Origin of the sequence: Arenibacter sp. F26102 (assembly GCF_023015865.1) — a bacterium.
Lineage (GTDB): Bacteria > Bacteroidota > Bacteroidia > Flavobacteriales > Flavobacteriaceae > Arenibacter.
In genome coordinates, this window is sequence record NZ_JALKBC010000006.1 from 191,325 (window position 1) to 217,891 (window position 26,567).

The window sequence follows — 26,567 nt, forward strand, 5'->3', positions numbered from 1 at the left end:
AATAATAAAAATGAAGAATTACCCAAATTCGGATATTAGTAGGTCCAGGTTACGCGGAATACCATTATGGCAACAGCTAGAAATATGGCAAAATTGGAATCAAGCCCCTTTTGCAACATCATTAAGGCCCTGTCTATTGGCAATGGCCACTTTTTTTCCAGATGCCTTTATCAAACCCAATTTTTTGAATTCAGAAATAATACGGATTGCAGATTCTGTCGCTGTACCAACTACATTGGCAATATCTTCCCTTGATAATGTTAGGGCCAAATAGCCATTTTGATCCTCGCCAAAATTTGTCTCCAAATAAATAAAAGCTTCCGCTATCCTTTGTTTAACTGTTTTTTGGGACATATTAACTATAACATCATCTGCCTCCTTTAGATCATGGGCTATGTGTCTCAGAACTTCCACGGCAAAATTGGGATTGCTATTTAAGGTATCTACAATAGCATCCTTAGGAATAAAACATACCTCCATATCATTTACTGCAATGGCACTTAAGTTGGCCACTTCTTCGGTAATTACGGAACGCTGACCCAAAACGGCACCTTTTGTTGCCAGTTTTACTATTTGATCTTTTCCGTTGGGGCTTAATTTGGATAATTTGGAAACTCCACCCTTTACACAATATACACCATTGAGCTTATCTCCTTCCCCGAAAATGATTTCCCCTTTTTTTAAAAATTTGGTAGTTTTAGTATCTGAAACCCTCTTCAACTCCTCCTTGTTCATTGCGCGTAAGGAATTGAATTGGCGAATAATACAATTTTCACATCTGCCCATTTATTTATTATTACCTGATGTGACAAATTTAAAGGTTATATCTTGGGAAAAAACTGACAATTGTCATGTTTTAGATTGGCAATCATGGCCATCTTTGCAACCAGGTATTAAGCAAATATTCTATGGATAAAGAAACTTGCTATCATTGTGGTGACGATTGCGGGAGAACTCCCATAAATCACAATGATAAAAACTTCTGTTGTGTTGGCTGCAAAACTGTCTATGAGATTTTTGCCAATAACGACTTATCCTACTATTATGACCTACAGTCTGCAGCGGGCGCCTCACCAAAGGAAATTGAGGGTAAGTACGACTTTCTGGAATCCAAAAACATTATAGAAAAACTTATAGAGTTTAACGATAATGGGACCCAAATTATAAATCTATATATACCGCATATACATTGTAGTTCCTGTATTTGGATATTGGAAAACTTAAATAAACTAAATACCGGCATCACCAGTTCTCAGGTAGACTTTCCTAAAAAGACCGTAAGGGTTACCTATAATTCCGATAAGATTACCCTTAAGGAATTGGTGCTCCTAATGTCCAGAATTGGATATGAACCCTACATTTCGTTAGACGACTACGACAAAAAGAAAAAAGGCACAGACCGTAGTTTATCCTATAAATTGGGAATTGCCGGCTTTGCCTTCGGAAACGTCATGTTTCTTTCCTTCCCTGAATATTTTGAGGTCGGGGAATTTTGGTTGGAACAATTTAAAGGTATTTTTAGATGGCTAATGTTTGCATTTTCCCTACCTGTGGTATTCTATGCCGCACAGGATTATTTTATTTCTGCTTATAAGGGTTTAAGATCAAAATTTTTAAATATTGATATCCCCATTGCCCTAGGTATTCTGGTTTTATTCCTAAGGAGTACCGTTGAAATTATTTTCGATTGGGGGTCCGGCTTTTTTGATAGCCTAACAGGATTGGTATTCTTTTTACTTCTAGGCAAATTTTTTCAGCAAAAAACATATTCCTACCTTTCTTTTGAACGGGATTATAAATCCTATTTCCCCATTGCGGTGACTAGAATTACCAGTAAAAACACCGAGGAGAACACTCAGGTATACGACATAAAAAGTGGGGATAGGCTCCTAATAAGAAGTGGGGAGTTAATTCCTGTGGATGCTATTTTGATAAATGGAAATGCAAGAATAGATTACAGTTTTGTTACCGGTGAATCGGAACCTGTAGACAAAAAATCCGGCGATAAAGTTTATGCCGGTGGACGACAACTGAGTAGCGCTATTGAAATTGAGACCTTAAAATCTGTTTCCCAAAGCTACCTTACCCAACTTTGGAGCAATGCCGTTTTTCAACAGGATAAATCCGGAAGTTTTCAAACCTTGACCGATAGCATAGGCAAAAGATTTACTATTGCCGTCTTGACGATAGCCTTTGTCTCAGCATTTATTTGGTTAATTATAGACCCCAGCAAAACCGTAAATGTCTTTACCGCAGTACTCATTATTGCATGTCCTTGCGCCATTGCCTTGGCAGCCCCTTTTACCTTGGGCAATATGCTGCGGATTTTTGGGCGGAATAGATTTTATTTAAGAGATACACAGACTATTGAACAATTGGCGCAGATCGATACTGCTATTTTCGACAAAACAGGTACTATTACTACTGCTGAAAAGGGACATGTATACTATGAAGGGGTGGAATTGACCAGCGAAGAAGAATCTCTGTTAAAAAATACCTTACGTTCATCCAACCACCCGTTGAGCAGAAAGCTTTATGAAATGTTGGCGGAACAAAACATTGTGCCCTTAGAAGAATATGAAGAATATTTAGGACAGGGAATTAAAGGTTCAACCATTTCGGATAGCGTTAAAATTGGTTCGGCTGCCTTTGTCGGCAATACTCAAACAGACAATACCGAAAACACCTCGGTACACTTTAGCTCCAACGACCAATACAAGGGCTGTTTTATTTTTCAGAACCAATATCGGGATGGGGTGGCGGAAACCTTCCAAACAATGTCCCAAGATCTGGAATTGGCGATCCTATCAGGCGACAACGCTGGTGAAAAATCCAACCTTACTAAATTATTACCCCAGGGAACACCACTATATTTTAATCAAAAACCGGACAGCAAGCTCCAATTCATTAAGTCGCTCCAAGATCAAAATAAAAAGGTGATGATGGTAGGTGACGGACTAAACGATGCCGGAGCTTTGGCACAAAGCAATGTAGGCATAGCCATATCAGAAAACGTGAATGTTTTTTCACCCGCTTGTGATGGTATTCTGGATGCTAAAAATTTCAAATTCCTATACCAGTATATTTTAGCCTCAAGGAAAGCCATTAAGATCATAAAACTAAGTTTTATCCTTTCTTTATTGTACAATGTAGTGGGGTTATATTTTGCAGTTACCGGACAATTGGAGCCCGTTATCGCAGCCATTCTAATGCCGCTAAGTTCCATCACTATTGTACTTTTTACCACACTTGCCACAAACAGATTGGGAAGTAAGCTGGGAAGGGATTAATCCACGGGCGAACCGTGGCAGACTGAACACAGTTTATAAACAAACCTCAACAAATAAAAAGGCAACTGTTTTAAACAGTTGCCTTTTACTTATACATTATCCGTAATGCATTAGGTTAAAGAAAGCTTCCTCCCTTATTTCTGTTGCTCCAAATACGCTACCAACGAAGCCATTTCCTCGTAACTTAGGGCATTTACCAGCCCAGATGGCATCATAGAGGATTCAAGTTCCTTTCTTTCAGCGATATCGGATTTGTTAAGTTGGGTTGCCGTACCTACAATATTTCTTAGGGTGAGATCGGAAGCGGATTCCTGGGTTACAAACCCAACATAATTATCGCCTCCCTTGGTCTGCATCTGCACTGTTGAAAACCCTTGGGAAATGGAAGCATTTGGTTTCAGAATAGATTCGGCGATCTGCTCCCTGTTCATTATAGAACCTATTTGCCCCATAAACGGACCTTTCATTACCTCACCTGAAGCTACGCTATGACAAGTAAAACATGCCTGTGTTTTAAATATTTGCTTGCCTTTTTCCGGATCACCCTTAATATTTTTAAGTGCGATCATAATATCCTCAATGGAAGCCTCACCAATCTGTCCTTTTTTATTTTTGATCTTTTCAAGGTCTACCGCCGGCATATCTTCCTTGGGAGCGGTTATTTCCACTGTACCAAAATCATCAATCGCCAATCGGTACTTGCTGTTAAGTTCTGCATATAATTCCTTTTCTTCTTCTGAAGTTTTTTCCCATTCACCTTTTAAAAAGGAACGGATTACAGGCGTATAATCCCATTCTACCGTTTTATAGTATGGACCATGGGTATCCGGACGGGTACTCCACCACCAAGAAGTATCGTAAGGCGCCTCTTTGTGATAAGCACGCGCCAAGGTATTTATGATCTTATTCTTAAAAAGGGAATCATCTGTTTTTTCATAAGCCTTTATCAAACCATCCACGGCTTCTGGACTATGCATATATCGCAATGCCCACAAGGCCAAATCCTTTCGATCGGTATTTAAAGCGCTTACGCATGCATCCACTGCATTTAATTTAACCAAGGTTTTCACCGCCAAATGTGGAACAATAATTTCCGCATTTGGTCTTGCATGAGGTCCTTCTGTACCCATCCCAGGGGCTTGAAAGGAATTTGGAACCGCAATTTCCATTAAAGACTTGGCTACTTCCTTTTTACCCAATCTTCCCAAACCAACAATTGCTGCCGCCCTTACTCGGTCAGAATTGGATTTCAGTGCATTTAAGAATGGTTCTGTAGGCACTTTCTCAATTGTACCCAACCGATCTGATAATGCCCTTAGGGCAAATTCCTGAACTAGTGAATCTTCTGTCAGGGACACCAAACGGTTTATTCCACCCGCACTCGCTAATTGGGCAAAAGTGAATATAGCCGCGGAACGTACTTCCAATGGCAAAGTACTGTCTTCCACCAATTGCCATACTTTATCGGCCCCTTTACCTCTTTTCAGCAATTCGTATTGGGCACTTAGACGTGTCTTGGCATTATCTGCCTTTAATAAATCTACCAAACTACCAGTCCAGAAAAAATCCGCTATATTCGGAAATGGCTCGTAATTATAGTCTTCAGGTGTAACTCTTACCACATAGCCTTTATCAGGACTTCCAGAATAACCTGCGCCATCCCAAGCCGATAGATACATAGCTCCGGCCGCATCTACATCCACATCGGTTATTTGTGGCAGTTGTATAAACTCCTCTTCATCCTGAACAAAACTGGCCTTATTTTCAGTAAGCCTATGAAACTACAAATAGCTTCTACCCCAATCAGCCATCATTGGAACATTATTATATTTTTCCGGCCAACGGTTGTCGTTCATATAAAGTGATCCGGTCCCCGAACCTCCACCGACATCTACCAATGCGGGAAGAATCTCTTCGGTAAAATGCTTAAAGAGAACAGGGTATCCATATTCCCCGGATTGTATCTGATGGATGAATCTTATGTTCCATCCACCACCATCATTGGTATTGCCCCTAGTGTAGATATTCATGAACGGGTCAATGGCCACGTCGTAAATATTTCGTAATCCATGGGTATAAACTTCCATTTCGGTTCCATCCGGACGAACCCTAACAACTCCTCCGCCCAACATGGTCAATTGGGTTCCATCGCGATCTGTAGCATTATGGAAACCAAAATCACCTACGGCAATATATATCCATCCGTCTATTCCCATTTGAATACCGTTGGTGGCATGATCCGTTCCTCTCTCCTGTAGATATTTGGAATTACTTAGGTTCTTTATTAAAACTTTGGCGGGGCCATCGGCCACCCCATCCTTGTCCAAATCCTCAAACACCACCAAATCCATATTAAAGGCTTTTCCAGTTTCTGGAGAAAAGGTAGTGTGCAACACAAAAACTTGATCACCTATTGCCAAAATACCACGCGGGTTATCTACCTGAGCAAATTCAGTGTGGGAATCCATAATACCATCATGGTTACAATCTACCAACCGCTTTATAAACCCCTTGTTTATTTCCTTGCCTAGGGAGCCCATCATATCTACCCCTACAAAGACCTCCCCTGTGGCAGCTACGGCCATACAGGCAGGACTTGGAGTTAGGTCAGAACCGGAGAACCCAGTTATTTTCAAATCCTTTGGCCAATTTAAAACCTGAGCCAAAGAATCCGATGAAGGATAATTTATTGCCTGAGCCAAAGAATCCGATGAAGGATAATTTATTGCCTCGGTACTTGGAGTACATGGGGCCTCCTCATGTTTACAACTTAAAACAATCAAACTTGAAAATAAAATTAAGCCTGCCTTTTTAAACATATTCTATGAAGTTAAAATTTATTATTACGCTCTAGATTGAAAATTTTGGCCAAGGATTGCCGAATTTTCAACAGAGCTGGGCAAAACTAAAAATCTTTCACATAATTCCTTGTTTAAAATGAATTATTAGGGCCTAAAACACAAAATTTTGGATTAATCCCATTTTATTGGCTTCCTCACTAAAACAAACCTATTAATTATGAAATCCCTTCTTAAATGAATCATGCGATGAATTCACCACAAAAAGTTGAGGATATTGAAGAAAATGTAAAATTAATATGCTCTGGACGAGAAGAACTTTCAATATTTTATCAAAACCTGACAAATGTCATATTATACCATAATCCCCATGTTTAGTTTTACGCCCAAATTCAGGTAGGTATGAGTGTAATTTATTTATTGTTGTCATTGAGTATTATTGTAGCCGTCATATTTTTTGCGGCTTTTATTATTGCCACTAAGAATGGTCAATATGATGATTCCTATACCCCATCCGTTCGCATGCTTTTTGAAGATGAACTCGTAAAAAGTACTACTGCGGACACCGAAAAAATATCTAACCAAAAAAGTGAAAGTCAAAAATTGTAATTATGGAAGTACAACAGTTTTATTACGATAACAAAATCGTAAAAAAATTCCTTTATGCAACTATGTTTTGGGGAATTGTAGGAATGTCGGTAGGTTTATTGCTTGCCTTTATGTTTCTTTTTCCAAATTTAACCGATGGAATATCTTGGTTGAGTTTTGGCCGTTTAAGGCCCTTACATACCAACGCAGTTATTTTTGCCTTTGTGGGAAATGCCATTTTTGCTGGCGTTTATTATTCTACCCAACGTTTATTAAAGGCGAGAATGTTCAGCGATGCCCTAAGTAATTTTAATTTCTGGGGATGGCAAGCTATCATAGTTGCAGCGGCAATTACCCTGCCTTTGGGATACTCTTCATCCAAAGAATATGCAGAGCTGGAATGGCCTATAGATTTAGCCATTGCCGTGGTCTGGGTGGCCTTTGGCTGGAACCTCATCGGCACAATGTTAAAGAGAAGACAGCGTCATTTATACGTGGCAATTTGGTTTTATCTGGCAACATTTGTAACAGTTGCAGTACTTCATATCTTTAATAGTCTTGCCCTTCCCGTTAGTGCCTTCAAAAGTTATTCGGTATATGCAGGCGTACAGGATGCCTTGGTGCAATGGTGGTACGGACACAATGCCGTGGCATTCTTCCTCACCACACCTTTCTTGGGATTAATGTATTACTTTGTACCCAAAGCGGCCAATAGGCCTGTATACTCCTATAGATTATCTATCGTACATTTTTGGTCCTTGATATTTATTTACATCTGGGCCGGACCTCACCACTTATTATATTCCACTTTACCTGAATGGGCCCAAAATTTAGGGGTAGCCTTTTCAATAATGCTGATCGCACCATCCTGGGGAGGTATGATCAATGGACTACTGACTTTGCGTGGAGCCTGGGATAAGGTAAGAACAGACCCGGTTTTAAAGTTTATGGTGGTTGCCATTACAGGTTACGGTATGGCCACTTTTGAAGGTCCAATGCTATCCCTTAAAAATGTAAATGCCATAGCACATTTTAGCGACTGGATCATTGCCCACGTTCACGTGGGAGCCTTAGCTTGGAACGGATTCTTGACTTTCGGGATGATCTACTGGATGGTTCCAAAAATGTTCAAGACAAGATTACACTCAATACCCATGGCCAATTTCCATTTCTGGATAGGTACCCTAGGAATTATACTATATGCACTTCCAATGTATGTTGCAGGCTTTACCCAAGCCTTAATGTGGAAAGAATTTAACCCAGACGGCACCCTGGCTTACGGTAACTTCTTGGAGACAGTAAATGAAATTATCCCCATGTACTGGATGCGTGCCATTGGAGGTACCATGTACATTATTGGAGCAATAGTCATGATTTACAACGTAGTTGTTACAATTAAACAAGGTACCCAAGTAGAGGATGAATTGGCCGAAGCTGCTGCCTTGACCACTGTATCCAAAAAAAGAACAGTTGGAGAAACTTTCCACACTTGGTTGGAGCGCAAACCTATTCAATTGACCATATTGGCTACAATAGCCATTTTGATCGGGGGAATAATCCAAATAGTACCCACCATTCTGGTAAAATCGAACATTCCGACAATAACAAGCGTTAAACCCTATACCCCTCTTGAATTGGAAGGGAGAGATCTTTATATAAGGGAGGGCTGTGTTGGCTGTCACTCCCAAATGATCAGGCCTTTCCGAAGTGAGGTGGAGCGTTATGGCGAGTACTCCAAAGCTGGAGAATATGTATATGACCATCCCTTCCTATGGGGAAGCAAACGCACAGGTCCAGATCTTATGAGGATAGGTGGAAAATATTCGGACAACTGGCACTTGAACCATATGTACGACCCACAAAGCACCTCATCAGGCTCTATTATGCCCTCCTATTCATGGTTGGTGCGCAATAGGCACGATAGAGGTAACATTCAGACCAAAATGGAGACCATGGTTACCCTGGGAGTACCATATTCCGAGGAGGAGATCTCAAATGCCCCACAATCGATGGATAATCAAGCGGCCAAAATAGAAAAAAATCTATATTCCGACCCCGATTTTGCCAAAGGGTATGAAGAGGACAAAAAATATGCCGCCGAAAACGGGGAAGAATTCATAGAAATGAAGGATAGGGAAATTGTAGCTATGATTGCCTATCTGCAACGTTTGGGTACGGACATAAAAATAAAGGAAACCGACGAAATAATTTCACAAAACAAATAAGTCATGCTAAAATTTGTAAAAGGCTATATGGAAAGTATAGATGGCGTTGCCACCTACCCCATGATATCGCTGCTAATCTTCTTTTTGTTTTTCACCATTCTTTTCTGGTGGGTATTTACTGCCTCTAAAGAACATATCAAGGAAGTAAGCGAAATACCATTAGAAACAGAAAACCAAACTAAAGAAGAATTATTATGAAAAATATGTCACCTTGGTGGATAAGAATCCCGGTAATCTTTTTCCTAATCTTCGGATTGATGGAGTATTTTATTGACTCCGGGGACAAACCAGCATTTATTGAATACCCTATCACCCTTCTTTTTATGTTGATGGTGTTGTTCATTTTGATAGGAATTGAATTGATTCTTAAATCTGTGGAAAACGTAATGTTCCAAACATTATCCCCTGAAGCACAAAATCGCTATTTAGAAACCAAATCGAAGCAATGGGAGTGGAAATGGGGTAAGGAATTCTGGGAAAAAATGACCGGAAACAAACCTATAGAGGAAGAAAAGGAAATTATCCTAGACCACAATTACGACGGTATCCGCGAATTGGACAACAATCTTCCACCTTGGTGGGTGTATATGTTCTATGCCACCATAATTTTCGGTGTGGTTTACCTCGCCCGTTTCCACGTATTTAATGATTACACCCAGAACATGGAATATGAACAGGAAGTAGCTGAAGCCATGATTGCCATTGAAGAATACAAAAAAACGGCCAAGGGCTTGGTTGACGCCAGCACCGTGGAACTTTTGACCGAGGCTTCCGACATTAAGGCCGGGGCTATTATATATAGCTCCAGTTGTGTAGCCTGCCATATGCCGGATGGCGGTGGAGGCATAGGCCCTAATCTTACGGACGAACATTGGATCTTGGGCGGTGGAATCAAAAACGTTTTCCATACCATTTCTGAAGGCGGTAGGGACGGTAAGGGAATGATAGCTTGGAAACAGACCCTTAAACCAGTCGAAATAGCGCAAGTGGCCAGCTTTATACTTAGTGAAATAAACGGCAAGGAACCTGCCAATCCAAAGGCCGCTGAGGGAAAAATCTGGTCCGGGGAGTAGATTCCTAACACACCTTATTGAACACATTTTAACGCATACCCAAAATTCCAAAAAAGCATTACATATAAATGGCACAGGACCAGGACAATTTTAGGGATTCCATAGGAACTATAAATGAGGATGGGAAAAGGGCTTGGATTTTTCCAAAAAAACCAAGTGGAAAGTTTTATGAATATCGCAAATATGTAAGTTATGTTCTTTTGGCCTTTCTTTTTCTGGCGCCATTTTTAAAAATAAATGGAAATCAGTTCTTAATGTTCAATGTTCTCGAAAGGCGTTTCAACATATTTGGATTTCCATTTTGGCCACAGGATTTTCATCTTTTTGTAATTTCGATGATAATCGGGGTAATATTCATAGCCCTGTTTACCGTTGCTTTTGGGCGTATTTTTTGCGGTTGGATGTGCCCCCAAACCATCTTCATGGAAATGGTCTTTAGGAGGATAGAATTTTGGATCGATGGCGACCGAGGTGCCCAAATACGCCTAAGTAAACAACCTTGGAATGCTGAAAAAATTAGAAAACGAGGCCTTAAATTAATTGTTTTCTTCATTATTTCCTTTTTGATCGCCAATGTTTTCTTGGCTTATTTAATAGGCAGTGACCGCTTAATGCAATACATCACGGATGGACCCTTACAACATGTAAGCACTCTAGTATCCCTTTTAATTTTTACTGCGGTATTCTATTTTGTATTTGCCTGGTTCAGGGAACAAGTATGTATCATAGCTTGCCCATATGGGAGGATGCAAGGAGTACTACTCGACAATAAATCTATTGTGGTTGCATATGACCATAAACGTGGGGAAGCGGAAAATGGAAGGAAAAAGTTTAGAAAAGGAGAGGATAGAAATGCGCTCGGAAATGGCGACTGTATTGATTGTTTTCAATGCGTAAACGTCTGCCCAACTGGTATAGATATAAGAAATGGAACTCAACTGGAATGCATCAATTGTACCGCGTGTATTGATGAATGCGATACCATAATGGAAAAGGTAAACCTTCCCAAAGGACTTATACGTTATGCCAGTGAAGACAACATTGAAAAAAAGTCAAAGTTTACATTTACCCCTAGGCTCAAAGGGTATACCGCAGTACTTGTTATACTCACTGGAATATTGATTGGCATGTTGTTTTTGAGAAATGAGGTAGAAGCCAATATCTTAAGACTGCCTGGACAATTATACGAGCACAAGGAAGGCAATATTATTAGCAATGTTTACACTTATAAGTTAGTAAATAAAACTACCAAGGTCATTAACGACGTGAGTTTTAAACTGTTGTCGCACAAAGGGACAATCAACTTAGTTAGGCATGAACATTTTATAGTGCCTGCACAAGAAATGGCGGAAGGAACCTTATTTGTTGAAATAAATAATTCGGCTTTGGAAGGTGACAAGAACAAATTAAGGATTGGAGTCTATAGTGGGGAAGAATTAATTGAAACGGCCACCGCCAGATTTTTAGCCCCCAGAAGCTATAAGTAAATTAAAACACTGGGACAATGGTCATAAAAGATCAAATCCAATTGGATTTTCCTTTGGAAACCAAAACTAAAAACATTAGCTATGAAAATTAATTGGGGAACTGGAATAGTACTAGCCTTCATCGGATTTATAAGTTTTATCTTATTTTTTGTAGTCCGCATGAGCATGGACCACAAAGCCAATCATGATCTGGTAACCGAGAATTATTACAGAGCGGAATTGGGATATCAGAATGAAATTGATGCCGAAAATAATGCCCATGCCAAAGAAGTTGATCTTAAATTGGAAACAACGGACAAAGGTTTAAAATTAGTATTCCCAAAAAACTTGGATCTAGAAAATATTAAAGGTACAGTGTCCCTTTACAGGCCATCTAACAAGCACGTGGATTTTGACTTACCTGTAAGTTTATCCCAAGACTATTTGCTCATACCTGACAAACGTTTGTTGGATGGTCGCTGGGACATTAAAGTATACTGGGAATACAAAGGCGAAATCTACTTGTTCAAGAAAAAAATAACCTATCACGATAATAAATAAAAACAAAAGTACTACCCAAAACTATGTTGTTATCTGCCTTTATTATGGGACTAATGGGAAGCTTTCACTGCGTAGGAATGTGCGGTCCTATTGCCTTTATGTTACCGGTAGACCACAATAACCCCGCTAAAAAATTATTGCAGGTTTTTCTATACCATTTGGGCAGGCTTACTTCCTACAGTATTCTTGGTCTAATTTTTGGATTTTTGGGCAAAGGACTTTATGTATTTGGAATACAGCAAAGGCTTTCGATCATAATTGGGGTCCTGATGATTACTGTAATACTTATTCCCTATAAAACTTTTAGCAAGTACAATTTCTCCAAACCTATATATTCCCTTTTGTCCAAAGTAAAAAGCCGACTTGGAAAAGAATTAAAGAAAAAGAGTCCAGATACATTTTTAACCATTGGCCTCCTTAACGGACTACTTCCTTGTGGGTTGGTTTATATGGCCCTCTTTGGTAGTATCGCCACGGCCAGCCCATGGCTCGGAGTGCTATTCATGTTCTTATTTGGAGTGGGAACCATTCCCTTGATGACCTCTGCTGTTTACTTTGGCAGTGTATTGAAAGGCCGTGCCAAAAAATCCGTTCAACAACTGATTCCTGTTTTCGTAGTCCTAATAGGGCTATTGTTTATATTAAGGGGTATGGGACTTGGAATTCCCTATATTTCTCCGGAGCCCGTTATAGAGATGGCTACCAGTACTCTGGATTGCCATTAAAAGCCCCTTCCACTAATCTTAAATCAGATTTGTAGTACTTGTAAAAATAGTGTAATTTTCTAGTGCATTGGAATCCCTGTTCCTAAACATTTGGGATTAAATTGGACAATGTACAAGTGCAACCGGACCTTAAGCAACAACCAATGAAAAGAGTTATACTTATCTGTTATCTTATTTTAAATGCAACCTTATTATTTTCCCAAGGGGAAAAGGTCAACATAATAGTCTTTGGTGCCCATCCTGATGATTGTGATATTGACACAGGTGGCACAGCCATTTTACTTGCAAAACTGGGCCACAATGTAAAATTTGTTTCCCTCACCAATGGTGACGCCGGTCATTATGCCATGGGCGGTGGGGAACTTGCCAAAATAAGGATTGCAGAGGCCAAGGAAGCAGGTAAACGATTTGGGGTGGAATATACGGTATTGGACAACCATGATGGGGAATTGATGCCAACTTTGGAAAATCGTCTAAAGGTGATACGTGAAATTAGAAAATGGAATGCCGATGTGGTCATTGCCCCACGACCCAATGACTACCATCCGGACCACAGGTATACGGGTGTTTTGGTGCAAGACGCAGCTTATATGGTCATAGTACCCAATGTGGCCCCCGAAGTACCACCTCTCCAAAAAAATCCGGTCTTCCTATACTCTGAAGATGGTTTTCAAAAACCTAGTCCTTTTAAACCTGATATCCCCGTAATTATCGATGCTGTTTTTGATCCAAAAATTTACGCCATGTCGGCACACAAATCCCAGTTCTTTGAATGGCTTCCCTGGACCGCCGGCAATTTGGAAAAAGTACCCAAGGATGATAAGGGCAGATTGGAAATGTTGGCCAATTGGAGGTCTCAAGCTCCCAATGAAGCCCTATTGAAATGCGCTGAAAAATGGTACGGCAATAAAGCTTCCTACGCTAAACATATAGAGGGATTTGAAATATGCGAGTACGGTAAGCAACCCACAGATCAGGAAATAATGATGCTATTCCCCATGCTTATAAGATAGTATGGAATGCAGTTTTATGGATGTTTGACTAGTCCAGTATCTTTTTGGCATTTTCGTTATACACCTTTTTCAAAACTTCATCACTAAGTCCCAAACCGTTAAAGGACCAGTGATAAGATGAGATATTTTTATCGTAAAAATGCTCGTCCTCGGTTTCTAAAATTCGAAATGTCAATTCGTACATTTCTGGGTCATTGCCCATATCCGTACCATAAACTAATTTGTCCTGATACTTTTCATAAAAACGTTTTGTATAACGGGGAACGGCAGCAGTTTCAGCAAATCTGGCCGATATATCGGCGTACATATTATCATATTTACCCAACAACCTTCCAAGAATTTCCAAATCATGGCTACAATTAGCAAAGTGACAAGCTATAAAAGTAGTCTTCGGATTTTCCCTAACCGCATTTTCTAGGGTAGCAATTAATTGCCCGTGGGTCAACAACCCCTCCTTTTGAGTATCTATGCGCCATTTGTAAGCGTTCATCAGCCCATCATTATGAACATCCATGGGTTCGTACATCCACATGGGATCAGCAACATGAATGCTAACAGGCATGCCAAGTTCCCCACATTTTTCCCACAGAGCCTTCATCCTCTCATCATCTGCATGCATTCCTTTTGTCGGAGTGGGTTTGGAGTAAAAGAAACCAAGACCTTTATCGCCCAATTCGCCAACTCCCCTAGCTCCCATCTTGTAGCATCTTTCCAATTCCTTTACAGCGTTTTTACTCCATCCCTTTTCATTGTAACCCGTAAAATCGAAACCGCACCAAAGTTCAAATCTGTCCCCATATTTGGAGTAAAGGTTTACAATACTATCAAAGGACTTCCCGGTTTGGTAGGTAAGTATAATGGATTTTGCAATCCCAAATTTGTCCATTGTCTTTACCCATTCCCTTATTTCCAGTTCTGATTTGGGATTGGGATGCGAATGAAAATCCACCACAGGAAATTTAGCTTTGGCTATTTTGGTCTTTGGAATATTGTAAATGGATACAGGGTCGTAATCCTTTAATAACATATCTTCCTGCGCTCTAACAGTATTGGAAATAAAAACAACCGAAAAAAAAATGATGGCATAAACTTTCATATTGAGGATTTTTTGGTATAAGTTGATAATGACAAACCCATATCGCTCAAATATAACGATTTAAGCCATACTTGGTACCACTAATTCAACACGACAAAAATCAAAACCAAGGTAATTAAATTAGGTTCAAAGTTTCATTAACCCTAATACTTTTACCGAAGTCGTTAAATTTTAAAAGTGATAACAGGTATTTTGGAATGATTGGTCACATCCTCCCCTATACTACCCATAAGAAAGTGGGAAAGTCCTTTTCTTCCATGTGTGGGCAAACCTATTAAATCGGCATTCCTACCTTCACTAAAACTAAGTATTCCCCTTTCTACGGTATAGTCATTATATATCTCGACCTCCAAACTCGCTTTCGCCAAATGTAGAAACTTATTAATTTTTTTGAAGGCATCTTTTGTGCTCAAGAAATTATCTCCTGGAGTATTAATATTTACCAAAATCAATTCTGCATCAAGCTTATCTGCCAATTTTTTTGCCTTATGAAAGGCTTCCAGGTTTTCCTCCTCAAAATCACAGGCAAATACAAATCTCTTCACCTCGAAACCCTCAATATAATCCTTGATTACTAGGACCGGAATATTGGAATTTCTTACCATTTTTTCAGCATTGGAACCCACAAAAATTTCTTTGATTCCATCGGTCCCTTGAGAACCCATTACAATTAGATCAGCATCATGCTTTTCTGCAATGGCATTCACTTCGCTATACACCTTATGGTGTTTAACAATAGGCGTAGTCTTGATGCCCTTTAAGTATGGTTTATCCAAAAATGATTCAAACCTTTTTTCTGCCAGTTTTATTAAAAAAACAGCTTGTTCGTAATGCGCCTGCTCATTGGATGAAACAAGAGCCGCCGACAATTCCAGCATATGCAGAACGAAAATCTCAGAGCCATATTTTGTAGCGATGGAAGCTGCGGTTTTTAATGCATTTTCGGATTGTTCTGAAAAATCTACGGGTACTATAATTTTTTTCATCTGTTTATATTTATTAATAATTTTAAACTAGAAATTAAATATTGAGCCCGAACCTTAGATTACCTAAACAGGCGTATGAAACAGCTAGATAGTCATTGAAAACAATCTTGTATCAGGCGCTTTACGATGCAGGAACAAATCGAATGCCATACATACATTACGCACAAAGGGCCTTCCCTTTTCGGTAACATAAATACTGTCTGAAGATATTTCCACCAACCCATCCAAAGCCATTTCACTTAGCTTATCCCTTACGACATCCAACTCGCTGAACACTTCATGTTGATTTTCCCAACTAGTCTTAAATCTACACATTAAATTTAAGATATGCTTCCGAATAATCTTGTCTTCCTTGGTTAAAATATGTCCTCTATAAATTGGAATAATATTATTTTCAACAAGATGGCTGTACTCTTCCAGGTTTTTTACATTTTGGGCAAAGCTATCCCAACTATCACTAATACTGGAAACTCCCAAACCGATCATTACACGTGTTTTAGAAGCAGTATAGCCCATAAAATTTCTATGTAACGTCCCATTATCCATGGCTTTATAGAGCGTATCCGTCTTTAGTGAAAAATGATCCATCCCTATTTCGGAATAACCAACCTCACCCAACAACGCCTTTCCCATTTCATACTGCTCCCGCTTTTCCTCAGCAGTAGGCAGGTCTGAATCTTTATACCCTCTTTGTCCATTTCCCTTCAACCAAGGGACATGTGCATAACTATAGAAGGCCAAACGGTCTGGCATTAACTCCTTGGTCTTTAAGATTGTTTGGGCAACATCGTCTTTGGATTGGAAGGGCAAACCAAAAATAATATCATGTCCTACCGAAGTATACCCAATTTCCCTAGCCCATTCGGTAACATTTTTTACGTTGGCAAAAGGTTGCAACCTATGAATGGCAAGCTGAACTTTTTTATTATAATCCTGAACTCCATAACTCACTCTTCTAAAACCTACATTGTAAAGGGCCTGCAGGTGTTCCTTGGTGGTGTTGTTTGGATGTCCTTCAAAGCTAAATTCATAATTCTCCGCACGGGCGGCAGTTTTAAAAATGCCATTAACAAGTCGGGTTAAATTTTCAGGGGAGAAAAATGTTGGGGTTCCCCCTCCCAGATGGAGTTCCTTTATTCTTGGTTTTGTATTGAACAAATCGCAATAAAGCTTCCACTCCTTTAAGACATTGCTTATATATGGATTTTCAACTTCATGTCTCTTGGTTATTCTTTTATGGCAGCCACAAAATGTACAAAGGCTTTCACAGAAAGGCAAATGAATGTAGAGACTAATTCCTTGGTCCTCATTACTTTCATTAAAACTATCGATTAAAGTAGATTTCCATTGAAGACCAGAAAAAGATTCCAAATCCCAATAGGGAACAGTAGGGTAACTGGTATAACGGGGGCCAGGAATATTATATTTTTGGACCAAATTGGACATAAGCAGTTTTTGTATGAGATTGCAACAAAAATACCATGATGGGGATTATTAAAATATGACACTTATCAGGTTTCCTCATAGGTCATAAAAGTTTTGTCCCGCTTTCACTCAATATAAAAACCTAAATACTCTTCTTCCCTTCATAAAATAGAATGTCCGAATACGAGAAAACCGTTAAAATCCATACAATTCAAAACTAATATTTTAAATAATGCGTTCTAGAAGTCACTTTATGATAAAAACTATATTTTTGTAAACTTAAAAACAACCAATTATGACATTACTTTTAATGGCCGCCGGTAGCGGTAGCCGATATGGAAAACTTAAACAATTTGATGATTTGGGCCCAAAGGAAGAATTTCTAATGGAATTTAGTCTATATGATGCCCTTAAAAATGGTTTTGACCATATAGTTGCCATTACTAAAAAAGAAAATGTTGACTACTTAAGGGATCATTTATCCAGCAGATTGCCTAAAAATGTAAAATTGGATGTTTTGGCCCAAGAAATCACCGATCTTCCAGAAGGAGTAAGTTTTACTGGAGACAGGGCAAAACCATGGGGTACAGCACATGCTGTTTGGACAGCAAGAAATGTAATTGACAAACCCTTTGCCATAATTAATGCCGATGATTACTACGGAAAAAACGCCTTTGAAAGTGCAGCCAGCTTTATTAAAAACAATGGAAGCCAAGAGACCTTTGGTCTTATTGCCTACATTCTAAAAAATACATTATCGGAACACGGTTCAGTTTCCAGAGGTGTCTGCAAGTCAGAAAATGGAAAACTTACCTCCATAAACGAACATACTAAAATAGAAGCCCAAGATAATGTGATTATAGATACGGATTCAGACACCAAATTTACTGGGGAAGAATTGGTAAGCATGAACTTTTGGGTTTGTCAACCTTCCATTTTTCCATTTATTACGGAATACCTGAAAGAATTTATCGGAAATGAGGACAATATTGCCAAAGGAGAAATATACCTTCCATTCGCCATAAAAGAAATGATCAATAGCAACCTGATAGATGTGGATGTAATTCCTTCAGCCAGTCAATGGTTTGGAGTCACTTACGCCAGCGATAAGGAAATGGCAGTTTCCGAATTACAGCGCATGACAGATAATAAAGAATATACCTCACCTCTTTGGGACAATGTTCAGATCAACTAATTCATGATTAAAGAAAAAACAGTTGAGCTCAACGAGCTTTTGGAAAATTTCTCCATAGAAAAGAAAACCTATCAGTTCCAAGGGATTAACCAGGGTTACATTAATGACACCTATTTAGTATTGGACAACAATTACCCGTTGTATATTCTTCAACGGGTAAACCACAATGTTTTTAAGGATGTACATGGTCTAATGGGCAATATTGCAAATGCTTTTGAATTTCTACAGGACAAAGACTATACCGCCATTGATCTATTAAAAACCGAAACGGGAAGTTCATATTACAAACAGGAAAAAACAGGCTATTGGAGGTTAATGACCTATATTAACAACACCACCGCCTATGACAATGCCACCAACACAGCTATTGCGTTCCAAGCCGGTAAGGTGGTCGGAAAATTCCATCAATTGTTAGCAGATGCACCATTAGAAAGTTATGTGGATACCATACCACAATTCCATGATCTTTCCTTACGGCACAATCAATTCGAGGAATCCCTTATATCCGCAAAAAAGGAAAAATTGGAAACATCGGAAGCAGCCATCGTTTTTGCCAAGGAAACACTGGAAAAACTAAAAATATTGGACAATTCCAAGTTACCAGAACGAGTTTGCCACAACGACACCAAATTAAACAACATCCTTTTCTCCAAGGAAGATAATACGGCTCTCTGCCTTATAGACTTGGACACTATTATGAAAGGGTATTTTTATTTTGATTTTGGCGATGCCATAAGAACAGTTGCCAATACGGCAGCTGAAGATGAACAAGATCATGACAAAATTACTTTTGAGAGGCCATTGTTTGAAGCCTTCGTAAAGGGCTTGGAGAGCAACGGTGCCTTTTTATACAAGGAAGAAATAGACCTACTTGCCTGGGGAGCCGTATTTATGCCCTTTATACATGGTTTAAGGGCCCTAACAGACTACTTGAACGACAATATTTATTACAAGGTATCTTACGAAAACCAAAATCTGGACCGCTGTCTTAGTTTGTTCGATTTTTCCAATAAGGCACTTCAGGAAATAGAATACATGACCCAAGTGGTAAAGGAGGGCTTAACACCCATAGATTAATTTTATTTGGACACAGGGAACAATTAAACGCTCTTGGTGGAATCCCTCACGATTAAACTGGTTTTAATGACCTTTGTAATATTAGCGGTGTTTTTATTGTTCTCAATCCTTTCAATGAGCACTTTAGCCGCCGTTTCACCAATAAAGGTTCCATGCTGACTCACCGCAGTGAGTGCTGGTGTTACGTAACGCGACAATTTGCCATTGGTAAATCCAACCACGGAAATGTCTTCCGGTACTCTATATCCCCTCGCTTTGACCAATCTCAGGACCTCTACCGCCGTAATTTCATCCAAAGCCATTATACCGTCAATAGGCTTATAATTCAGCATGAAGGTCAAGAGGACCTCAAGATCGTCTTTCTTGCCAACCCTTAGAATTAATTTGTCATCATAAGGGATTCCGGCTTCCCTCAAGGCTTTTTTATATCCATCTACCCTTAATCCACCAACGCTTGAATGGTCGATTGCCGTAACCAATGCAACCGTTTTGCAACCGAGATTTAAAAAATATTTAGTGGTTTTATAGCCCGCCTCAAAATCATCTACTATAACCTTATCACATAAGATCTCATCAGAAACCCGATCGAACATAACCAAGGGAACCTGTTCATCCAATATATTCTGGAAATGTCCTAGCTTATTTTTAAACTGAGTTTCCTCTGCCATGGACACTATTAGACCATCAACCGTACCCCCTCCTAGGAATTCCAAAGTTGCCACTTCCTTTTCATAGGACTCATCACTGATGCAGCTAAGTAGAATATAGCCACGTTCGTTAGCTACTTTTTCTATCCCTGAAAACACTTGTGTAAAAAAATAATTGAGAATATTGGGCACCACTACCCCAATGGTTTTGGTCTTCTTTTGCAGTAGACTTAAGGCTACCTTATTGGGCCTATATTTATGTTCCTTAGCGTAGGTTTGAATCTTAAACTTCAACTCCTGGCTAATTTCATGGCTATCATTGATAGCCTTGGAAACCGTTGAAATGGAAACATCAAAAAATTGGGCAATCTCCTTTAGGGTTATTTTTTTCATAAATCTAAAATATGGCCAGAATTATGGTAATGTTATCCAAGGACCGAAAAATGCCTTTTAAATTATATCAATAACTTGAGTAAAATTTTGGGGCTTTAACAACTCCATATTCCGCAAGAAGAATCATCTGCCTTTAATATTACAATTATCTACTTTTCTTTAAAATTTCCTCTTATTTCCGACAAAACGGATTGTAGGTTTTCAAACACCATTTTATTCTCGAATCTAATGACTGAAAAACCCAATTCGATTAAATATACAGTTCTTTTTTCATCATATTCCATAGCGCTAGGATTTTGATGTACACCACCATCAACCTCTATGATCAATTTATCTGATGCCAAATAAAAATCCACAATATAGTTTCCAATACTATGCTGCTTAACAAATTTTTTATCATCAAGTTGTTTTGCCCTGATATGCTTCCAAAGAAATGCCTCTGCCGGCGTTAGGTTCTTTCTTAACTCCTTTCTAGATTCAAGTAGCTCTTTCCTGTTATGGATACACATCTTCTTCATTGTTGGCTCTTATTAAAGCTCCCCTCTTTACTAAAGAGGGGTGTCCAACGTGTTGGACGGGGAGATTTAGCCTGAAAATTAAATTCAGGTTTATTTACTAAAACATAATATCTTGATCCCTCCGTCTTCGCTAAAGCGAATCCACCTCCCTTTACATAAAGGGAGGAGCCAAAAATCAACTAAATGATTATATCTGCAAAATATATATTTTTACTTCAAATTCAAATATAATAGTTGTTGAACTAGCTTATATTATTATATGTATTGATTGATGATGTTCTCGAACAACTCTTGTTTCCCACTCTGTAATTGCAATTCCCCATTTTCTTGGGCCATTTTATACAGTGCCTCCAAATTAAGTTTTCCGTTCTCGAAGTCTTTTCCTTTTCCGGAATCGAAAGAGCTATATCTTTCCGCCAGCATTTTTTCATAAGCAGAGGAAGAAATAATTTTATCAGCGGTAATCAACGCCCTTGCAAAGGTATCGGCCCCTCCAATATGTGCATGGAAAACATCGTCCATATCCGTAGAGTTTCTTCTTATTTTGGCATCAAAATTTACTCCACCACCTTGCAGTCCTCCTGCTTTTAAGAAAACCAACATGGCTTCGGTAGTTTCTTGAATATTATTTGGAAACTGATCCGTATCCCATCCATTTTGGTAATCCCCCCGATTGGCATCTATACTGCCCAACATTCCAGCTTTGGCTGCTACAGCCAATTCGTGCTGAAAAGTGTGCTGTGCCAAAGTAGCATGATTTACCTCTATGTTTATTTTAAAATCCTTTTCCAAGCCATATTCACGAAGGAACCCTATGGCAGTGGCCGTATCAAAATCGTATTGGTGTTTGGATGGTTCCATAGGCTTGGGCTCTATAAAAAAGGTCCCTTTAAAACCTTGGGCCCTTGCATAATCCCTAGCCATTCCCAAGAATTGGGCCATATGGTCCAGTTCGCGGCCCATATCTGTATTTAGTAGAGACATATAACCTTCCCTTCCTCCCCAGAAAACATAATTCTCCCCGCCTAGGGCAATGGTAGCATCCAAGGCCAATTTTATCTGACCCCCTGCTCTTGCCACAACATTAAAATCCGGGTTGGTAGCAGCACCGTTCATATAGCGCGGATTGGAAAAACAATTTGCTGTACCCCAAAGCACCTTGATGCCGGAATCCGCTTTCTTCTCCTTTAGGTAATCCGTGATTATGGATAAACGCTTTTCCGATTCAGCAAAAGTAGCCCCCTCTTGAATAAGATCAAAATCATGGAAACAAAAATAATCAAAACCCATTTTGCTGATAAATTCAAAAGCGGCATCCGCCTTATCTTTTGCTGCCTGTACTGGATCTGATGCTTGGTCCCATGCAAAATTTTGAGTCCCAGGTCCAAAAGGATCTGCTCCTTGTCCACAGAAGGTATGCCAATAGGCAATGGCGAACCTAAAATGTTCCCGCATAGTTTTACCAGCAACTACCTGATCTGGATTGTAATATTTAAATGCCAAAGGATTATCAGATTCCTTTCCTTCAAATTTAATGTCTCCGATACCTTTAAAATATTCCTTGTTTCCTATTATTGCCATCTCTTTATTTTTTATTATTTAATGATTAGTTCCAATTCTTTTTTCCAATTTTCATATGCCTTTTGATAAGCGCTTTTATCCTTCAACGGACTAAAGGTCCTAACATGGTCGTTATTGGTTATATACCTTCCAAATTTTTCAAATCCCCCTTCTTGGATTCCAGCGGCACGTGCTGCACCAATTGCCCCTGTAGTATTGTAAATTTCAATTTCCTGTGATACTAGAGTTGCTACGGTATTGGAGAAAATTTCAGATCGAAATAAATTGTCATTTCCAGCTCGCATTACCTGAATGGATATTCCGTCCGATTTCAGAATTTCCATGCCATAGACAAAGGAGAAGGCAATGCCTTCCAGAGCGGCCCTACAAATATGTGCCTTGTTATGATTATTTAGATTTATGTTCACAAGTCTGGTTCCTACCTCCCTATTATTCAACATGCGCTCTGCCCCGTTACCAAAAGGAATTAAACACACTCCGTCCGAGCCAACCGAAATTTCGGCTGCCAAAGTATTCATTGCCTCATATGAGTCCACATCCAAATTATTCAACAGCCAACGGTATTGGATTCCAGCTCCATTGATGTTTAATAATTTACCAACTCTTGGCGTTTTTTGGGAATAGTTTACGTGTGCAAAATTGTTCACCCTAGTACTCTCCTTACCAGAAAGATTATCCGTAACAGCGTATACCACCCCTGACGTACCGCCAGTTGCAGCTACCTCTCCGGGATTGAATACGTTCAAAGCCAAGGCATTATTGGGCTGATCCCCCGCCCTATAAAGTATAGGAGTACCAGGGGCCAAGCCGCTTTCTTCAGCACCTTGCTCATCGATTTTCGATTGAAGGCCAAAAGTATCTACAATATCCGGAATAAAAGACTTGGGAATACCATAATGCTCCAACAACAGATCGGCCACTGAATCCTGCTCAAAATCCCATAGGATTCCTTCCGATAACCCAGAAATAGTGGTATTTATAATATTTGAAAAACGATAGGCTATATAATCACCTGGCAACATCAACTTATCCGCCAACCGGTAGAGATCAGGTTCGTTTTCCTTTACCCATTTTAATTTGGAAGCCGTAAAGTTTGCTGGCGAATTCAACAAATGAGCCTTACATATTTCCTCTCCTATTTCGCTATAAGCTTTTCGACCTATTTCAACAGCACGACTATCGCACCAAATAATGGACTTCCGAACGGGCTCTCCCTGCTTATCCACCAATACCAAACCATGCATCTGGTAGGCAATACCAACTCCCTTTATTTGTTCTTCCCCTACTCGGTACTTTTGTTTAATTTTTTTAATGCCGCTACAGACATATCCCCACCACTCTTTGGGATCTTGTTCTGCCCAGCCATTTTTTAAGGCAATCATTTCCATTTCCGTTTCCGGTTCCTGCACCACCCCAATACTTTTTCCTGTAGCCACCTCCACTAAGGCCACCTTAATTGAAGAGCTGCCAATATCCAAACCCAAATAATACATATGTCTCAAAATTTTATAGGATATATTCCCAATATGGAAATCCTAGAAGATATAATCAAATATATTAAAATCTATATCATGACTAACATGTTGACTTACCGATAATGTAAAAAGGAAAGTAGGGACCTATAAAAATATTAAACAAGTATAATGTGCTAACTATTTAAAATTCAATTAGTTATAAATATTTCGTGACATCACGAAACTTTTCGAAAACGATTTCGTAGAATTAGGGAATCAAAGTTGACCTTCACCAAACAATCCTATGTGATTATTTTTCAGACTATTGGCAAATTTATTCCTTTTTCTTACTTACCAGACCTTTGGTGAACTCGTTCAATGTTTCTACTTTTTCCTCGAAGTCACCTTTTATGGTTTTTCGGAATTCGTTTAAATTCTGCACCAGATCATCTATATTCTCGGGTATTACGTCTTCAAAGAATTGCCGTAAGCGTTTGGCAGTAGTGGGCGATTTCCCGTTGGTGGAGATGGCTACTTTTACATTGCCCTTGGTTACTATCCCGCCCATATAAAAATCACAAAAAGGAGGATTATCGGCAACGTTCACAAGGATATGCCTTTCCCGGCAATCGTGATAGACCTGTTCGTTTACAATAACTTTATCGGTGGTGGCAATAACCATATGGCGCCCTTCCAAATAACTTTTGTCATACACATCCTTGGTTATCTTAACCTGATGTTTTTTAGCTAGTTCCAATGTTTCAGGTAAAAATTCCGGTGCCAACATTTCTACTTGGGCATTAGGGCTGGATTTAAGCATAAAAGTCAATTTTTCCAGACCAACATTTCCTCCCCCTACAATCAAAATATTGAGCTGGGATACTTTTAAAAAAACGGGGTACAATTCATTCCTTTCCATATTGCCTCTTGTTTTATTCCAATACACTTACACTTTACCTCATTTGCTTTTCCCAATAAAAAAAGCCATCCATTCAAAGATAAGACACAAAATGATAGACCCTCTTTCATTTTGGTTAGATTTTACAATACATCAAGGTCATTTTGTTAATTCAACGGAATATCATGTTCATTTTTTTATTGCCATGTTTAAAAGTGCCACTATGACACCCTAGTTTATGTTACATAAATTTATTTCCTAAATCAAAAACGGCAGCCCCAATAAAGCAAATTATTGCTTCAGGACCGCCGCACCGATATTCCAATCCCATATGGGACTATAGTTTTTCTATTACACTCTTATTTGCCCATTGCCATGGACATAATATTTATTGGTTACCAATTGCTCCAAGCCCAATGGGCCCCTATGATGTAATTTATCCGTACTAATGGCCAGTTCGGCTCCAACACCCATTTGTCCGCCATCGGTAAACCTAGTGGAGGCATTGTGGTATACGGCAGCACTGTCTACCTGATCCATAAACTCTTTGGCCACATCACTGTTTTGGGTCATTATGGTAGCCGAATGCCCTCCTGAATATTTGTTGATCATTTGAACTGCCCCTTCCAAATCCTCTGCAGCCCCTAAAACACACTTCATTGCCAAAAACTCTTCATACCAAATATCTTCGTCCTCTATTTTAGAGCTTTCTGGTAGCACCCCAGCTACCTTATTATCCACTAAAACAGAAACTCCACGCTCACTTAGGATGGTCTTAAGCTCATTAATTCTACTAGAGAAATCATCAATATTAACATCGACCAAAATTTTATCCAGCGCATTGCAGGCCGAAATCTTATCGGTTTTAGCGTTGAGGATTACCTCCAAGCTTTGTGCCCAATCCGCATCTTTGTCTACATATAGAAAATTATTCCCCCTTCCACTGACCAATACAGCACATTTGGCATGTTCCTTTACAAAGGCGATCAATCGCTCTCCTCCTCGGGGTACTATTAGGTCCAGCTTTTCGGTAGGATTCCTTAAAAATTCCTGAGTTTCTTCCCTGTTCATATGAAGCAATTGGATCCAGTCGTTATCCAAATTATTTTCTTCAAGTGCCTGATGCCAGCATTTTTCCAATACAACATTACTGTGGACAGCTTCCTTTCCTCCTTTCAACAAAATCTTATTATTGGCCTTAAAGGCCAATACAGCAGCTTCAATAGTGACATCCGGTCTAGATTCATAAATGATCATAATGGTTCCAAAAGGTGCTGTTTTGTTTTCAATTTTCAATCCGTTATCAAGTACTTGTTCGGATTTTATTTTACCCACTGGATCTTCCTGTTGAAGGACCTCTGAAATGGCCCCGATCATTCCGTCCACTTTTTTTTCATCTACAATGAGTCTATCGTACATTGCCCTGTCCTCTTTATCAAAAAGATCAAGGTCTTTTTTATTTGCTGCTATAATTTCAGGTTTTTTGCTTTCCAAAATGTCCATCATGGATCGCAACACCTTATTTTTTATTTCTGTATCTAATAATTTCATTCTTTTT

At 39.3% G+C, this 26,567-nt stretch carries 22 protein-coding genes and 1 pseudogene; 11 read left to right on the forward strand and 12 right to left on the reverse strand.

Annotated features, from left to right (window positions below; genetic code table 11):
* Positions 1-99 precede the first annotated feature (99 nt).
* Positions 100-735, reverse strand: coding sequence for a Crp/Fnr family transcriptional regulator (locus MWU78_RS10660; RefSeq protein WP_246997719.1), 636 nt, complete (start codon positions 733-735; stop codon positions 100-102).
* Positions 736-908: 173 nt separating this feature from the next.
* Between MWU78_RS10660 and MWU78_RS10665 the strand changes: the two genes are divergently transcribed.
* A complete protein-coding gene (locus MWU78_RS10665) occupies positions 909-3,290 on the forward strand; it encodes a heavy metal translocating P-type ATPase metal-binding domain-containing protein (protein WP_246997720.1) in 2,382 nt (793 codons plus the stop codon).
* 134 nt (positions 3,291-3,424) lie between these two features.
* Here MWU78_RS10665 and MWU78_RS22570 read toward each other — a convergent pair whose 3' ends face one another.
* Together MWU78_RS22570 and MWU78_RS10675 are read right to left on the reverse strand one after the other, a co-directional pair.
* A complete protein-coding gene (locus MWU78_RS22570) occupies positions 3,425-4,993 on the reverse strand; it encodes a c-type cytochrome (RefSeq protein WP_246997721.1) in 1,569 nt (522 codons plus the stop codon).
* A gap of 78 nt (positions 4,994-5,071) precedes the next feature.
* Complete coding sequence (locus MWU78_RS10675) at positions 5,072-6,109, reverse strand: PQQ-dependent sugar dehydrogenase (protein ID WP_246997722.1); 1,038 nt, start codon at positions 6,107-6,109, stop codon at positions 5,072-5,074.
* A gap of 381 nt (positions 6,110-6,490) precedes the next feature.
* Here MWU78_RS10675 and ccoS point away from each other — a divergent pair, with 381 nt between their 5' ends.
* The 8 genes from ccoS (at position 6,491) to MWU78_RS10715 (ending at position 13,739) form a co-directional block, all read left to right on the forward strand.
* Entirely contained in the window at positions 6,491-6,697 is a 207-nt protein-coding gene (ccoS, locus tag MWU78_RS10680) for a cbb3-type cytochrome oxidase assembly protein CcoS (protein ID WP_246997723.1), read from the forward strand.
* A 2-nt stretch (positions 6,698-6,699) separates the two neighbouring features.
* Positions 6,700-8,901 (forward strand): cytochrome-c oxidase, cbb3-type subunit I, encoded by a 2,202-nt coding sequence (ccoN, locus tag MWU78_RS10685; protein WP_246997724.1) that lies wholly within the window; start codon positions 6,700-6,702, stop codon positions 8,899-8,901.
* 3 nt (positions 8,902-8,904) lie between these two features.
* Positions 8,905-9,099 (forward strand): CcoQ/FixQ family Cbb3-type cytochrome c oxidase assembly chaperone, encoded by a 195-nt coding sequence (locus tag MWU78_RS10690; protein WP_246997725.1) that lies wholly within the window; start codon positions 8,905-8,907, stop codon positions 9,097-9,099.
* Entirely contained in the window at positions 9,096-9,974 is an 879-nt protein-coding gene (locus MWU78_RS10695) for a cbb3-type cytochrome c oxidase N-terminal domain-containing protein (protein ID WP_246997726.1), read from the forward strand. The genes MWU78_RS10690 and MWU78_RS10695 overlap by 4 nt, the downstream gene beginning before the upstream one ends.
* A 68-nt stretch (positions 9,975-10,042) precedes the next feature.
* Complete coding sequence (ccoG, locus tag MWU78_RS10700) at positions 10,043-11,461, forward strand: cytochrome c oxidase accessory protein CcoG (protein ID WP_246997727.1); 1,419 nt, start codon at positions 10,043-10,045, stop codon at positions 11,459-11,461.
* Positions 11,462-11,542: 81 nt separating this feature from the next.
* Positions 11,543-12,001 carry a FixH family protein gene (locus MWU78_RS10705; RefSeq protein WP_246997728.1) on the forward strand — a complete coding sequence of 153 codons (459 nt, stop codon included), beginning with the start codon at positions 11,543-11,545 and terminating at the stop codon, positions 11,999-12,001.
* Between the two features lie 23 nt (positions 12,002-12,024).
* Complete coding sequence (locus MWU78_RS10710; protein ID WP_246997729.1) at positions 12,025-12,726, forward strand: sulfite exporter TauE/SafE family protein; 702 nt, start codon at positions 12,025-12,027, stop codon at positions 12,724-12,726.
* Positions 12,727-12,869: 143 nt separating this feature from the next.
* A complete protein-coding gene (locus MWU78_RS10715; protein ID WP_246997730.1) occupies positions 12,870-13,739 on the forward strand; it encodes a PIG-L family deacetylase in 870 nt (289 codons plus the stop codon).
* Between the two features lie 28 nt (positions 13,740-13,767).
* Here MWU78_RS10715 and MWU78_RS10720 read toward each other — a convergent pair whose 3' ends face one another.
* The 3 genes from MWU78_RS10720 to hemN form a co-directional block, all read right to left on the reverse strand.
* Positions 13,768-14,835 carry an amidohydrolase family protein gene (locus tag MWU78_RS10720; RefSeq protein ID WP_246997731.1) on the reverse strand — a complete coding sequence of 356 codons (1,068 nt, stop codon included), beginning with the start codon at positions 14,833-14,835 and terminating at the stop codon, positions 13,768-13,770.
* Positions 14,836-14,999: 164 nt separating this feature from the next.
* Positions 15,000-15,821, reverse strand: a complete 822-nt coding sequence (locus MWU78_RS10725) for a universal stress protein (protein ID WP_246997732.1) — start codon at positions 15,819-15,821, stop codon at positions 15,000-15,002.
* Positions 15,822-15,905: 84 nt separating this feature from the next.
* Positions 15,906-17,267 carry an oxygen-independent coproporphyrinogen III oxidase gene (gene hemN, locus MWU78_RS10730; RefSeq protein ID WP_246997733.1) on the reverse strand — a complete coding sequence of 454 codons (1,362 nt, stop codon included), beginning with the start codon at positions 17,265-17,267 and terminating at the stop codon, positions 15,906-15,908.
* Between the two features lie 274 nt (positions 17,268-17,541).
* Between hemN and MWU78_RS10735 the strand changes: the two genes are divergently transcribed.
* Both MWU78_RS10735 and MWU78_RS10740 read left to right on the forward strand, forming a co-directional pair.
* The gene (locus MWU78_RS10735) at positions 17,542-18,441 is read left to right on the forward strand and encodes a sugar phosphate nucleotidyltransferase (protein WP_246997734.1); all 900 of its coding nucleotides are present in this window, start codon (positions 17,542-17,544) and stop codon (positions 18,439-18,441) included.
* 3 nt (positions 18,442-18,444) lie between these two features.
* Positions 18,445-19,518, forward strand: a complete 1,074-nt coding sequence (locus MWU78_RS10740) for an aminoglycoside phosphotransferase family protein (protein ID WP_246997735.1) — start codon at positions 18,445-18,447, stop codon at positions 19,516-19,518.
* A gap of 23 nt (positions 19,519-19,541) precedes the next feature.
* Here the strand turns inward: MWU78_RS10740 and MWU78_RS10745 are convergent, their stop codons facing one another.
* The 6 genes and pseudogenes from MWU78_RS10745 to MWU78_RS10770 form a co-directional block, all read right to left on the reverse strand.
* A complete protein-coding gene (locus MWU78_RS10745) occupies positions 19,542-20,558 on the reverse strand; it encodes a LacI family DNA-binding transcriptional regulator (RefSeq protein ID WP_246997736.1) in 1,017 nt (338 codons plus the stop codon).
* Between the two features lie 149 nt (positions 20,559-20,707).
* On the reverse strand, positions 20,708-21,076 hold the full coding sequence (locus MWU78_RS10750) for a DUF559 domain-containing protein (protein ID WP_246997737.1): 369 nt from the start codon (positions 21,074-21,076) through the stop codon (positions 20,708-20,710).
* A 255-nt stretch (positions 21,077-21,331) separates the two neighbouring features.
* Positions 21,332-22,657, reverse strand: coding sequence for a xylose isomerase (gene xylA, locus MWU78_RS10755; protein ID WP_246997738.1), 1,326 nt, complete (start codon positions 22,655-22,657; stop codon positions 21,332-21,334).
* A 14-nt stretch (positions 22,658-22,671) separates the two neighbouring features.
* The gene (locus MWU78_RS10760; protein ID WP_246997739.1) at positions 22,672-24,150 is read right to left on the reverse strand and encodes an FGGY family carbohydrate kinase; all 1,479 of its coding nucleotides are present in this window, start codon (positions 24,148-24,150) and stop codon (positions 22,672-22,674) included.
* Positions 24,151-24,445: 295 nt separating this feature from the next.
* Positions 24,446-25,030, reverse strand: a complete 585-nt coding sequence (locus MWU78_RS10765) for a bifunctional precorrin-2 dehydrogenase/sirohydrochlorin ferrochelatase (RefSeq protein ID WP_246997740.1) — start codon at positions 25,028-25,030, stop codon at positions 24,446-24,448.
* A gap of 330 nt (positions 25,031-25,360) precedes the next feature.
* Positions 25,361-26,563, reverse strand: a pseudogene (locus tag MWU78_RS10770) (glutamate-5-semialdehyde dehydrogenase); the annotation flags it as partial.
* Positions 26,564-26,567 lie beyond the last annotated feature (4 nt).